The following is a 13,034-nucleotide window of genomic DNA, read 5'->3' as shown; positions in this document are numbered from 1 at the left end:
CATGGGTTTTCTCGCCGGTAAGCGCGTACTGATCGTCGGTGTCGCCAGCAAGCTGTCCATCGCATCCGGCATCGCTGCCGCCATGCATCGCGAGGGCGCTGAGCTTGCCTTCACTTATCAGAACGAAAAACTGAAAGGTCGCGTTGAAGAGTTCGCACAGGGCTGGGGCTCGAGCCCTGAGCTGTGCTTCCCGTGCGACGTGGCCAGCGATGAAGAAATCGCCAAGGTCTTCGAAGAACTGAGCAAGAAGTGGGACGGCCTGGACTGCATCGTGCACTCCGTCGGCTTCGCACCGGGCGACCAGCTGGACGGCGACTTCACCGAAGTCACCACCCGTGAAGGCTACCGCATCTCCCACGACATCAGCGCCTACAGCTTCGTCGCCCTGGCCAAGGCCGGTCGCGAAATGATGAAGGGCCGCAAGGGCAGCCTGCTGACCCTGTCCTACCTGGGCGCCGAGCGCACCATGCCGAACTACAACGTCATGGGCATGGCCAAGGCTTCGCTGGAAGCCGGCGTACGTTACCTGGCCGGCTCCCTGGGCCCGGAAGGCACCCGCGTCAACTGCGTATCGGCCGGCCCGATCCGCACCCTGGCCGCTTCCGGCATCAAGAGCTTCCGCAAGATGCTGGCCGCCAACGAAGCGCAGACCCCGCTGCGTCGCAACGTCACCATCGAAGAAGTCGGCAACGTCGGCGCCTTCCTGTGCTCGGACCTGGCGTCCGGCATCAGCGGTGAAATCACCTACGTGGACGGCGGCTTCAACACCACCGCCATGGGCAACATCGAAGAGTAATCTTCACGCTGCCGATAAAAAGCCCGCCGATTGGCGGGCTTTTTCATGCCTGCGATTCCAGGCAACGAGCGAACAACTGCTGAATCGGCTGGCTGCGCTGGCTGTAACGCTGCAACAGCACCATCTCACGATAAAACTTCAGCTCTCCCAATTCGATCACCCTCACCTTCAACGGATGCTCCAGCCACAATCCGGCTCTTGGCAGCAACGAAACCCCGAGCCCGCACTCGACCATCTTCACAATCGCTTCCAGCTCATCCAGCTCCAGCGCTACGTGGACGTCTATCCGCTGTTCACGCAAAAATCGCGTCACCAGCCGTCCACCAAACGAGTTGCGGTCATAGCGCACGTGAGGATGTTCGGCCAGCAGTTGCAGCGGATCGTCACCCTCAACACCGGGCGGCACGATCAGCACGAATGGCTCGCGGCGAATCACCTGCGCCGACAGCTCCTTGGGCAATTCAAACGGTGGCTTGATCATGATCGCCAGATCGACTTCTCCGGCATCCACTTGGCTCAGCAGGTTCAGCGACACACCCGGAACCAGTTTCGGCTCCACGCCCGGCGCCTGTTGGCGCAAGCGAAGCAAGGCCTGAGGCAACAATCCGGTCTGTGCAGTGGCCACGGCACCGATTCTCAGCTCGCCGCGAAACTCGCTGGCGTCTTCACTGATCGCCATGCGGCTGAAAGTGGCGAGCATTTCCTGTGCCATCGGCACCGCGCGCTGCCCGGCCGGATTGAGGATCGCCTGCCGCCCGGTGCGATCGAACAGTCTTACGCCCAGGGTCTGTTCCAGATTGCGAATCTGCGCGCTGACCGCCGATTGCGTCAGGCCGACATGCAGGCCCGCCGCGGCAAAGGTGCCGTGCTGCGCCACCGCCAGAAAGGTCTTGAGTTCACGCAGCATGGGCACCTCGATTGATCGAAAAAATTTGAGCTCGGCGCAAAAACTATCGTCTTTCAATCGAAATGCACAGCGCTAGACTCAGCTCACAACAACCGTTGATCGAGACCCGCCCCATGCCACTCAGCCCATTCCATCTGGCCATTCCCGTATACGACCTCGCCGCCGCCCGGCATTTTTACCGTGAAGTGTTTGGCCTCGAAGAAGGTCGTTCCAGCGAGCACTGGGTCGACTTCAATTTCTTTGGCCATCAACTGGTGATTCACCTGGCACCGAAAAACGCCTCGCAGGAAGCGGCCCACACCAACGCCGTGGATGGGCATGACGTGCCGGTGCCGCATTTTGGTGTGGTGCTGGGGATGGAGGAATGGCACGCGCTGGCCGAGCGCCTGAAATCCATGGGCACGCGATTTGTGATCGAGCCGGGGATTCGTTTTCAGGGTCAGGTGGGCGAACAGGCGACAATGTTTCTGTTCGACCCTTGCGGCAATGCGCTGGAGTTCAAGGCGTTCAAGGATATCGGGCAGTTGTTTGCCAAATAGCAACGTCTATACAGACAGCTCGCTCCCACCCTTTGAAATCGGGAGCGAGCCTGCTCACGATGAGACCAGCCCTAACAGCGCTTCAACGCCTGCTTATGGGCATACATCGCCCCATCCGCATCCGCCAGCAGCTTGTCCACGGTTTCATGCCGTCGCGGGTCGTATTCGATCTGGCCGACACTGAAACGAATCGCGTAACCCCGATGCAACGTCGCATTGCGCTCCTCAAGGATTTCCTTGAGCCGCGCCATGATCGCCGTGGTTTCTATGTGACTGGAGCCGGTCAGCAGCGCCACGAATTCATCGCCGCCCAACCGCCCGACCACGTCGCTTTCGCGAAAGGCAATGCGCAACACATCGGCGAAGGTCTTGAGCGCACTGTCACCCTCGGCGTGCCCATAAAGATCGTTGATCTGCTTGAAATCGTTGAGGTCGAAAAACAGCAGCGTCGCCGGTTTGTCCATCCGTGCGCAGGCGTCCAGCGCATGCTGGGCCAGCATTTTGAATCCACGGCGGTTGGATAGCAGCGTCAGCTCGTCCATGCTCGCCATCTGCACGGCCATCAGTTCCTGCTCGGCCATGCCGGCGAGATCGCGCAGCAACTCGCGTTCTTCGTCGTCGAGTTCGCGGGGTTTGGTGTCGATCAGGCACAAGGTGCCCATCTTGTTGCCGTTGGGCACGGTCAGCGGGTAACCGGCGTAGAAGCGGATGTTCGGATCACCGGTCACCAACGGATTGTCGTGAAAACGCTCGTCCTCGCGGGCATCGGGCACCAGCAGCAGTTCATCCTTGAGAATCGCGTGGCCGCAGAACGAAACAGAACGTGGCGTTTCGGTAGTGTCCAGCCCCACGCAGGACTTGAACCATTGCCGCTCCTTGTCCACCAGCGTGACCAGCGCAATCGGTACATTGAACAGGCGCCTGGCCAGACGGGTCAGGCGGTCGAAACGTTCTTCGGGGGCAGAATCAAGGAGGTTCAATCCATACAGCGCCTGAACCCGAGCCGCCTCATTGGCGGGTTTGCCTGGAACCAGCATCAGTACACTCCATTGTCATCAATGGTCTTTAGCGTAGACCGATTCGGCGATGACTCAACTTCTCATCCGCCGGCCACCGGGCATGGCCCTCCGGCATCCGCCCAGAGTTTGAACTGACTGACGAAAATGTCGTGGGGCACCGGCACCGGTTGCCGCCCTGCTCCGGGATTCCAGCCCCAGAGCACCAGTTTGTCCTCGCTGACGTGCTTGATCAGCGCGGCGAAGTCCCGGTCGCCGTTGCTGCTGCGGTCCTTGATCATCGCGCACAGGCGATCCGGTGGCAGGCCGATCCAGGCCATCTTGTGCGAGGCCGGCGGCAGGCTCCAGTGCGGTGCGCCGGGTGGCGCGTGGGGGCCGTAACTGGCCGGCGGATTGCTCTCGGCATGACAGGTGGCGCAAGGCAAACCGGCGGCGCCTTTGCCGTCCATGCCGCGCACCACGTTCATCGCGTGGGGTGTGCCGACGTCGAACTGCAACGGCGAATCCCCGGGAATGTGGCAGTTCTGGCAACGCGGACTCTGAAATACTTTCTGTACCGTCCCAAAGGCCTTCAGGGCTTCCTGATCGTCAGCGAACAGGTCCGAAGCGTAACCGCCCAGACCGACCAGAATCACCGTGCCCAACAACAGATGTCGTTTCATCTCACACCCCCGACAGTTGCAGCGGCAATTCCCGCAGGCGTTGCCCGGTCAGGGCGAACACCGCGTTGGCCACTGCCGGCGCCGTGGGCGGCACACCGGCCTCGCCGATCCCGCCGGGTTTGTCCGTGCTCGGCAAAATGTGCACCTCGACCACCGGCATCTCGTTCAGCCGCAGCACCTGATAGTCGTGATAGTTGGACTGCACGACCTGGCCGTCCTTGAGCGTCAGCTTGCTGTGCAGCGCCATGCCCAGGCCGAAGGTGATGCATGACTCCATCTGCGCCGCGATGCTCTGCGGGTTGACCGCAATTCCGCAATCCACCGCACACACCACCCGATGCACGCGGATCTTCAGGTTGTCCTGCGATACCTCGGCTACCTGCGCCACGTAGCTGCCGAACGACTCGTGCACCGCCACGCCCAGCGCATGGCCGTCCGGCAGCGGCGCTTTCCAGTTGGCCTTCTCCACCGCCAGATTCAGCACGCCAAGGTGCCGGGCGTGATCCTTGAGCAAGGTTCGCCGGTACTCCACCGGGTCCTTGCCCGCCGCCGTGGCCATCTCGTCGATCAGCGACTCCATGACAAACGCGGTGTGGCTATGCCCCACCGAGCGCAGCCACAGCACGTTGATCCCGGTGGCCGGCGAATGCAGATCAATTTGATGATCCGCCAGCCCCTGGATGTACGGACTGTCGGCCACGCCCTCGACCGAGGTCTGATCGACGCCGTTCTTGACCATGGTTTTTTCCAGCATGGTGCCGGCCATGATCGACTGCCCGACCAGCACGTGCTGCCACGCCTGCGGCATGCCGTCGGCGCCGAGTCCGATCCGCGCCTGATGCAGGAACATCGAGCGGTAATACCCGCCGCGAATGTCATCCTCCCGCGACCACACGGTTTTCACCGGTATCGCGGCAGCCTTCGCTACTTGCACCGCTTCGGCGACAAAATCCGACGTCGGATTGGCCCGCCGTCCGAAGCCGCCGCCGAGGAATTCGGTGTGGATTTCCACCTGCTCGGGTTTGAGTCCGGTGATCTTGCCGGCGATCATTTGGTCCAGCGTCTGAAATTGGGTGCCGGTCCAGATCTCGCATTTGTCGGCGGTGATCTTCACCGTGCAATTGAGCGGTTCCATCGGCGCATGAGCCAGATAAGGCACGCTGTACTCGACATCGATTTTCTTCGCCGCCTTGCCAAAACTGCCCTTGGCATCCCCGGACTGGCTGGCGGGAATGCCCGGTGTGGCGGCGAGTTTGCGGAAACTCTCCAGTAGTTTTTCGCTGCTCAGATCGGCGTGCGGGCCAAGATCCCAATCGACTTTCAATGCATCACGACCGAGCTTCGCCGCCCAGTAATGATCGGCAATCACCGCCACGCCGGTCGGCACCTGCACCACTTTGCGCACGCCGGGAATGGCCAGCGCCTGGGCGCCTTCGAAGGACTTTACGCTGGCGCCGAACACCGGGGCGCGCGCGACCATGGCGGTCATCAGCCCGTCGAACTGCACGTCCATGCCGAACTTGGCGCGGCCAGTGATTTTCTCCGGGGTATCGAGGCGCCTGGTGGGTTTGCCGATGACTTTCCAGTCCTTGGCCTCCTTGAAGGTGATTGACTTCGGATCCGGCACCGGCAGTTGCCCGGCGGCGTCCGCCAGCTCGCCGTAAGTGGCGCGGTTGTCACCGGCAATCACCACGCCGGATTCGGTGTGGATCGTCGAGGGTGCCACGTTGAAACGCTTGGCGGCTGCCTCGATCAACATCTGCCGGGCCGTGGCACCTGCGAGCCGGTAACGGTCGAACTCCATCCAGGTCGAGGTCGAACCGCCGGTGATCTGCATCCCGCCAAACGCCGGCATACCGTAATCGGCAGCCGAGGCCGGCGAGTGCTCGACGCGGATTTTCGACCAGTCGGCGTCCAGCTCTTCGGCAATCAACATGGTCAGACCGGTCCAGATGCCCTGGCCCATTTCCGAATGGCCGAGCAACACGGTGACGCTGTTGTCCGGTGCAATCCGCAGGAACGCGTTCGGTGCAAAGGCCTTACCTTCATTTTCCGCCGCCGTGGCAAACCGGTTGCCACCGGGCACCACGAACGCCACGACGAGACCACCGCCAAGCACGGCACTGCCCTTGAGAAATCCGCGACGGGATACAGGACTGTTCATCACTCACCTCCCCTCGCTCAGCCGATGTCGGCGGCACGTTTGACCGCCGCGCGGATTCTCGGATAGGTGCCGCAGCGGCAGATATTGCCGGAGAGCGCCTGATCGATGTCGCTGTCGGTGGGTTTGGGGATCTTCGCCAGCAACGCGGCGGCGGACATGATCTGCCCGGACTGGCAGTAACCGCACTGCACCACGTCCAGCTCGGCCCAGGCCTGTTGCACCGGGTGCGAACCATCGGTCGAAAGCCCTTCGATGGTGAGGATTTTCTGGCCATGGGCGACGGCGGTGGCCGGTGTGATACAGGAGCGCAGCGGCGCGCCATCGACATGCACGGTGCAGGCCCCGCACTGGGCCATGCCACAACCGAACTTGGTGCCGGTCAGGTGCGCGACATCGCGCAGAACCCAGAGCAACGGCATGTCCGCGGGGACATCGAGCTCCTGATCCTTGCCATTGATGTTCAAGGTCAGCATCGGGGATTTCCTCAGACTCACGGTGTTCTGAAGGGGCGTTGCGACAGCACTCGATGCCGTGCACGCCTCGGCTTATCCCTTTCAGCTAAGCGCATTTTGCCCCGACGACCAGCCGCCGCGACCACCGGTCATGCCTTACCGCTCGGAGGTTTATCGAACCTGGCGCCGACTTTACTCCTACAGTTGATCCCGGTTGTCATCGCAAGACCTGCCCTTTCACTCTTTCCTGGAGTCGCGAACATGGGATATGTCACAACGAAAGATGGCGTCGAAATCTTCTACAAGGACTGGGGCCCGAAAGACGCCCAGGTGATCCACTTCCACCACGGCTGGCCGCTCAGCGCGGACGATTGGGATGCGCAGATGCTGTTCTTCCTTGCCCAGGGTTTCCGGGTCGTGGCCCACGACCGACGCGGTCACGGTCGCTCGAGCCAGGTCTGGGACGGCCACGACATGGATCACTACGCCGATGACGTGGCGGCGGTGGTCAATCATCTGGGGACACAGAAAGCCGTGCATGTCGGCCACTCCACCGGTGGCGGCGAAGTCATCCATTACATCGCCCGGCATGGCGAGGATCGGGTTTCCAAAGCCGCAATCATCAGTGCCGTGCCGCCGCTGATGGTGAAAACCGAAAGCAATCCGGGCGGCCTGCCGAAGTCGGTATTCGACGATCTTCAGGCGCAACTGGCGGCCAATCGTGCGCAGTTCTATCACGATGTGCCGGCCGGTCCGTTCTATGGCTACAACCGGCCGGGGGCCAAGCCTTCGGAACCCGTCGTGCTCAACTGGTGGCGTCAGGGCATGATGGGCGGCGCCAAGGCGCATTATGACGGGATCGTTGCTTTCTCTCAGACCGACTTCACCGAAGACCTGAAAGGCATTTCGATTCCGGTGCTGGTGATGCACGGCGATGACGACCAGATTGTGCCGTATGAAGACTCCGGTGTGCTCTCGGCCAAACTGCTGAAAAACAGCACGCTGAAGATTTATCCGGGCTTCCCCCACGGCATGCCGACTACCGAGGCGCCGACGATCAACGCCGATCTGCTGGCCTTTATTCGCGGCTGATTTTATTGGCCGGGGTCAGGCGCGATACCTGCCCCCGGCTACTCCTCGGTTCTCCCCGCCCCTTCGCGATTACCCACATAGTGTCTGGCCAATGGAAACGCCGGCAGCCACGACTCGCGACGCACCGTCCAGAGCTCATAAGTCGGCTGCAACTGATCGGGCGCATCCAGCGCACCCAGACTGACCTCGATTTCATCGCCACTGCGACCGAACACCGACGACCCGCAGCGCGGACAGAAAAACCGCCCGTCGTAGTCCCGGGTTTCGCCGGTTATGGTCACCGCCTCCGCCGGAAAGATCGCCGCCGACGCAAACAGCGCGCCGTGATGTTTGCGGCAATCCAGACAATGGCAAACCCCAACCCGCCAGGGTCGGCCCGTCGTTTCGATCCTCACCGCGCCGCACAGGCAACCGCCGGTCAGTCGATCCATGGCACACCTCCCGCAAAATGGAATATCCGGTGAGTGAAAATAGCAGCGCACTGTGGGGAACGCTTACAATCGTGGCCCATTACCACCATTCAGACAGACCACTCCCTTCATGGCGCTCGACCCCCTTACGATGTTGACCATTTCCACCGCCCTGGCAGCGGCGGCCGCCCTTTACCTGGCGGTCGAATGGCGCAGCATCCGCGAATCCTCGTTGCTGTTCTGGAGCACCGGTTTCGCCACCATCACCGTCGGCTCGAGCCTTGCCCTGTTGCGCGCCAACGGTTATCCGCTGATCGGCATCTGGTTCGCCAACGGTTTGCTGGTGGTTGCGCACTGGCTGTTCCTGCTGGGCGTCGCGCGGTTTACCCAGCGGTCGTTGTCGCGAGCCTGGTACTTGATGTTCCTCGTGTGGCTGGCGTTGCTGCTGTTACCGGAAGATCCGTCGTGGTCGAAGATCATGCTGATGGCCAACTCGCTGTTGGTGGCCTTGTTGATGGTGCGAGCCAGCCTGTTGTTGCGCCCGCACGGCAAGTCGCTGAGCATCGGTGCGGTGCAACTGCGTTACGTCTTGTTGATTCACGGCCTGTTTTATTTCAGCAAGGCGATCATCGCGGTGATTCCCGGCACGCTGATTGATCTGGCGTCGCTGCGCGGCGAGATCATCCAGATTTCCCTGGTCGAAGGCGCGATGGCAATCATGCTGATCGCACTGTCGATGACCGGCACCGAGCGCTACCGCCGGGAAAAACAGATCGCCGAACTGGCCGCCCGGGATCCGCTGACCGCGCTGTACAACCGCCGCGCCCTCGAAGTCCGCGCGCCGCGCCTGCTCGATCAAGTCTCCAACGCCCGCCCCGGCGCCCTGCTGCTGATCGACATCGACAACTTCAAACTGGTCAACGATCTGTATGGCCACACCGCCGGCGACCGCCTGCTGATCTCGCTCAGCGAGATGATCCGCTCGCAGTTGCCTCAGGGCGCACTGGCGGCGAGGCTGGGCGGTGACGAATTCGTCATGTTGCTGGGCGATGCTTCCCACGAACAGATCATGGTGCTGGGCAGTGAGCTGCGTGAGCAGTTTCAGCAGATGACTTCTCAGTCCTACGTCACCCCGGAAGCGGTAACGCTGAGCATCGGCGCCAAGGTCTTCGACCAGCCGCCGGCCAGCCTCGCGGCATTGATCGAACAGGGTGACAGCGCGCTCTACGAATCCAAGCGCGGCGGACGCAACCGGATTCGTCTGGCGGACTGCACCTGACCTATCCTTGCCTGCATCCCGATACGCCGGAGCCTGACATGTCGACGCCTGAATCCACCCTCCTCCAGAGCTGGAGCCACAACGCTCAAGCCTGGACGGAAGCCATCCGCAGCGGCGCCATCGAAAGCCGTCAACAAGTCACCGATCAGGCGATTCTGTTGGCGGTGATGGGGCGCCAGCCGGAGCGCGTGCTCGATCTGGGATGCGGCGAAGGCTGGCTGTTGCGGGCGCTGGCTGAGCGAGGGTTCGACGTAGTCGGTGTGGACGGTGATGCGACGCTGGTAGAGGCAGCGCAAGCCGCAGGATCATCATCGGTGCACGTCGCCAGCTATGAAGATCTGGTGGAAGCAAAAGTCGACATCGGCCATGGCTACGACCTGATCTGCGCCAACTTTTCCCTGCTGCATCAGGACATCATCCCGCTGCTCGCCGCCATGAATGCCCTGCTCGTGCCGGGCGGCGCGCTGGTGATCCAGACGCTGCATCCGTGGTCGTGCCGGGCGGCGCGCTGGTGATCCAGACGCTGCATCCGTGGTCGGTGGCCGCGGGTGATTATCAGGATGGCTGGCGGGAGGAAACCTTCGACGGCTTCAAGGGCCAGTGGCAGCCGATGCCGTGGTATTTCCGCACCTTGTCCAGTTGGCTGAATGCGCTGGACATGGCCGGGTTTCAGTTGACCAGTCTGCGGGAGCCGCAGCATCCGCAAAGCTCCGTGCCGCAGTCGTTGCTGATGATTGCCGAGCGTCGCAGATAAACGCTACAGCCTCGGTTTGAGCAGGATCCCGGTGTAATGCCGTAAAAACAAAGCAAAAGCCGTGCACCAGAGCACCACGGACAACCCCAGCCCCAGACTGGAAAACGGCACTAGCAACACCCGGCAACCTGCCGCGATCAACACCAGCGCAAATCCCAGCACCATGCCTTTCGAAGGCTGTAACAACCGGCCGGTATGCCCAAGGCTGACCCGCGCAATCATCGCCAGAATCAAGCCGCCGACACCGCCAACGGCCAGCGCATGGGTCGCCAGACTTTGCTGGCCAAGCAGTTCCAGATGCCACGCCGCCATGGCCCAGATCGCCAGCGCCATCCAGCCGTAAGCCAGGTACAACGACCAGAGCAACGGCACCCTCCACATCCCGCGATCATGCCAGCGGATGAGCCGCAGTATCTGCAAACTGCCGGTGAGCGCAAACAGCGCTGCCAGCCACAGCCGGGGTGAATTATTGAGACCCGCCGCAAACGTGATCGCCGTCAGCAGACTGCCGATCAACAGCAATCGCGTGGGCAACGGATGGGCGGCCGGCGCCGGTGGACGGTTCAAGCCGCGCTGGATGAAAAACGGAATCACCCGCCCGCCAATCACGGTCATCAACGCCGCAATCAGCCACAACGCACCCAGTACACCCTGTCGTTGCAGACCGGAGTCGTCGTTGAACAGGCCAATTAAAGTCAGCAACTGACAGCCCGCCATCAGCGCGAGCACCAGCACAATCGGGTAGTTATCGCGCTTGCCCGCAGCGATCAGATCCCGCGCCAGCATCACCGCCAGCAGCGGCAGAAAAACCCATTGCAGCGCGAGGATCAATCCAACAGGCAACGGTAACCACCAGACCACACGCCCGAGCAGCCAGACCGAAACCAACGCAATCAACGCCCCGCCGCGCACACCGGGAATCCCGGTCCAGTTGGGCACCGCCGTCAGCAAAAACCCGGCAACGATCGCCGCCGCGAAACCGAACGGCATCTCATGCCGATGCCAGGCGAGCATGCCGCCCGCCGGTTGCAGGTCGAACCAGTGGCCGTAAAGCCAAAGGCCCCAGATCAAAATCGCCAGAGCTGCGAATCCGGCACCGGCCAGAAACAGCGGACGGAAACCCAGGCTGAACACAGGCGCTACGGCGAGTCTGCGCATCTCAGGCCACCGCCATGACAGGGAATCGGGCCAGTCGATACTGCGACAGCAACCGCATGACGTAACCGATCTTGATCAGCGTCGGGCCGACGATGGTCATGGCGTGCATCGCCACCAGCAGCGCAATCGGCATAGGGCCCTGATACAGATAAGCGCCGTAGATTCCGGCCAGCAACATGACCAGACCGGCAACGAGCACTTTGCTCGACAGGTGCAGAACGTTCAGCGGACTCTCGAAGAAAGTGAACATGTTTCGTACTCCTGAGCGGATCAGTTTGTACGATTGATGTATCAACTCTTGTGCCAGTTTTTTTATCGTTATAAATCAGCTGCATAATCCAAAAGAAGTCATTATGACTCCACCCAGATAGAGTCATATTGACTTCCATGTTTGTCATAAAGACAACAATCGTCTTCAGGGTTGTTTTGCGTAAGCCCCTCTGAAATCAGAGAACTCACCGGCACCCTCCACTTGCACCGCTCCGTCGAGCAGGCGCAAACGGTAGAGCGGCTCGGCAATCTGATCCTGACCGATCACCAGATTGCCAGCCTGCAACGGCCACTGCCGGGTTTCCTGGCGGGGTGGTTTTCCCGCCTGCGTCACAGCCATCTGGATGGACGCCTGCTCACCCGCGCCCTTCTCGGTGGCCGGCGTAATCTTGATCGTCAGCCAGGCCGATCGCCCGTCCGACGCCATCATCACGTAACGTCCTTCACGCTGATTGTCGGCGGGCGCTTGAAATTTTTGCGTTGCAACCCGAAAAGCCGTCGGTCGTGCTTCGAAGATCAGGGACTTGTCGCCGTTGTGCCATGTTCCGCCCTGAAAGCCGTGCTCATCAGGCTCACCTGCCACGTACCAGTCGCCAGTGACACGGCCCTGAGCATCCAGCTCATGCAGCAGCACGGCTCCATCATCGTAGGTTTCGCCCACCAGCCGGATCGGTTGGCCATTGCCCGTTTTCGTATAACGAACCTCGCCAATGTAGACGCCACCCAACATCTGCCACCACAGCTCGAATGCGATCCTGCCGTCGAGCTTGCCCCGCAGCATCACCGGCGCTTCACCCACCGGTCCTTCAAGGCGACGCTGCTCCAGCCATTTGCCGTCCTTCAATTCCCGCTGGGTGACATCGTTATAACCCGCCGGCATCAGCGGACTGCCTTCGGACGGCCGCTGCGCGACCTCGACTTTTTCGGCCACCTTGACCGGCGAATTGTCCTGCACCTGCCAGGTAATAGTCTGACGCCAGCAGCAACCGCTTTTCGAATGAGTGACGAGCAGTCGAGCAGTGGAATCGACTTCGAACAACCCCAGATACGGTTCGCGAGTCAGCGCCGACAACGCCTTGTTCAGTACCAGCACCGGGCTCGACGGATCGAACAGATAGACGTCATAGGAAGCTGCCGCGTAGCCGCCGTCATTGCCGTTACGGATTGCCAGATCCTGATGCCCATCGAAATTGAAGTCGCCAAACACCAACAGCCGTTGTTCGTCACATCGCAATATCCGGGCCGAATCGTCAATCGGAATCAGATCCGTAGCCTCGACAGCATCGATGCGTTGCAACACTTCGCCACTGGACTTGTCGCGCAGGGTAACTTGCGCCGTCACCGGTTCGAAGTTCTGCGTCGGCAGGTGGTCGACTTTCACATCGATGCTGTAGCTGTTTGCCGGATCGGTGAGCTGGCACCTCAGCGGGTCGGCACTGGCCGAAGCGGCGCCAAACAGGAAGAGAAAAAACAACGAACGAGGGACAGACATGTTGCAGAGCATCCTTGCGGCAAAATCGGGGCGGCAAGTCTAA

13 protein-coding genes and 1 pseudogene are annotated in these 13,034 nt (G+C 61.3%); 5 read left to right on the top strand and 9 right to left on the bottom strand.

Annotated features, from left to right (window positions below; all coding sequences use genetic code 11):
* Position 1 precedes the first annotated feature (1 nt).
* Entirely contained in the window at positions 2-796 is a 795-nt protein-coding gene (gene fabI, locus M5B98_RS17860) for an enoyl-ACP reductase FabI (RefSeq protein WP_248743471.1), read from the top strand.
* 43 nt (positions 797-839) lie between these two features.
* On the opposite strand, the gene M5B98_RS17855 is transcribed toward fabI, so the two are convergent.
* Positions 840-1,703, bottom strand: coding sequence for a LysR family transcriptional regulator (locus M5B98_RS17855; protein ID WP_248743470.1), 864 nt, complete (start codon positions 1,701-1,703; stop codon positions 840-842).
* A 113-nt stretch (positions 1,704-1,816) separates the two neighbouring features.
* Between M5B98_RS17855 and M5B98_RS17850 the strand changes: the two genes are divergently transcribed.
* Entirely contained in the window at positions 1,817-2,242 is a 426-nt protein-coding gene (locus M5B98_RS17850; RefSeq protein ID WP_248743469.1) for a VOC family protein, read from the top strand.
* Between the two features lie 71 nt (positions 2,243-2,313).
* On the opposite strand, the gene M5B98_RS17845 is transcribed toward M5B98_RS17850, so the two are convergent.
* The 4 genes from M5B98_RS17845 to M5B98_RS17830 all read right to left on the bottom strand — a co-directional run bounded on the left by M5B98_RS17845 (position 2,314) and on the right by M5B98_RS17830 (position 6,557).
* On the bottom strand, positions 2,314-3,279 hold the full coding sequence (locus M5B98_RS17845; RefSeq protein ID WP_134827263.1) for a sensor domain-containing diguanylate cyclase: 966 nt from the start codon (positions 3,277-3,279) through the stop codon (positions 2,314-2,316).
* Between the two features lie 62 nt (positions 3,280-3,341).
* Entirely contained in the window at positions 3,342-3,920 is a 579-nt protein-coding gene (locus M5B98_RS17840; protein WP_248743468.1) for a hypothetical protein, read from the bottom strand.
* 1 nt (position 3,921) lies between these two features.
* A complete protein-coding gene (locus M5B98_RS17835; RefSeq protein ID WP_248743467.1) occupies positions 3,922-6,084 on the bottom strand; it encodes a xanthine dehydrogenase family protein molybdopterin-binding subunit in 2,163 nt (720 codons plus the stop codon).
* Between the two features lie 17 nt (positions 6,085-6,101).
* Positions 6,102-6,557 (bottom strand): (2Fe-2S)-binding protein, encoded by a 456-nt coding sequence (locus M5B98_RS17830; protein WP_085708608.1) that lies wholly within the window; start codon positions 6,555-6,557, stop codon positions 6,102-6,104.
* A gap of 240 nt (positions 6,558-6,797) precedes the next feature.
* Between M5B98_RS17830 and M5B98_RS17825 the strand changes: the two genes are divergently transcribed.
* Entirely contained in the window at positions 6,798-7,628 is an 831-nt protein-coding gene (locus M5B98_RS17825) for an alpha/beta fold hydrolase (protein ID WP_248743466.1), read from the top strand.
* Between the two features lie 38 nt (positions 7,629-7,666).
* On the opposite strand, the gene M5B98_RS17820 is transcribed toward M5B98_RS17825, so the two are convergent.
* Positions 7,667-8,059 (bottom strand): GFA family protein, encoded by a 393-nt coding sequence (locus M5B98_RS17820; protein WP_192553292.1) that lies wholly within the window; start codon positions 8,057-8,059, stop codon positions 7,667-7,669.
* Between the two features lie 109 nt (positions 8,060-8,168).
* Here M5B98_RS17820 and M5B98_RS17815 point away from each other — a divergent pair, with 109 nt between their 5' ends.
* A complete protein-coding gene (locus M5B98_RS17815) occupies positions 8,169-9,317 on the top strand; it encodes a GGDEF domain-containing protein (protein ID WP_248743465.1) in 1,149 nt (382 codons plus the stop codon).
* A 38-nt stretch (positions 9,318-9,355) separates the two neighbouring features.
* Positions 9,356-10,071, top strand: a pseudogene (locus M5B98_RS17810) (class I SAM-dependent methyltransferase).
* A gap of 3 nt (positions 10,072-10,074) precedes the next feature.
* Here M5B98_RS17810 and M5B98_RS17805 read toward each other — a convergent pair.
* The 3 genes from M5B98_RS17805 to M5B98_RS17795 all read right to left on the bottom strand — a co-directional run bounded on the left by M5B98_RS17805 (position 10,075) and on the right by M5B98_RS17795 (position 12,991).
* Positions 10,075-11,229 carry an NnrS family protein gene (locus M5B98_RS17805; RefSeq protein ID WP_248743464.1) on the bottom strand — a complete coding sequence of 385 codons (1,155 nt, stop codon included), beginning with the start codon at positions 11,227-11,229 and terminating at the stop codon, positions 10,075-10,077.
* A 1-nt stretch (position 11,230) separates the two neighbouring features.
* Complete coding sequence (locus M5B98_RS17800) at positions 11,231-11,479, bottom strand: transmembrane sensor/regulator PpyR (protein WP_248743463.1); 249 nt, start codon at positions 11,477-11,479, stop codon at positions 11,231-11,233.
* Between the two features lie 165 nt (positions 11,480-11,644).
* Positions 11,645-12,991, bottom strand: coding sequence for an FG-GAP repeat protein (locus M5B98_RS17795; protein ID WP_248743462.1), 1,347 nt, complete (start codon positions 12,989-12,991; stop codon positions 11,645-11,647).
* Positions 12,992-13,034 lie beyond the last annotated feature (43 nt).

This window comes from Pseudomonas sp. MWU12-3088, assembly GCF_023242405.1.
GTDB classification, from domain to species: Bacteria; Pseudomonadota; Gammaproteobacteria; order Pseudomonadales; family Pseudomonadaceae; genus Aquipseudomonas; species Aquipseudomonas kribbensis.
This window is presented reverse-complemented; position numbering and strand designations above follow the sequence as displayed.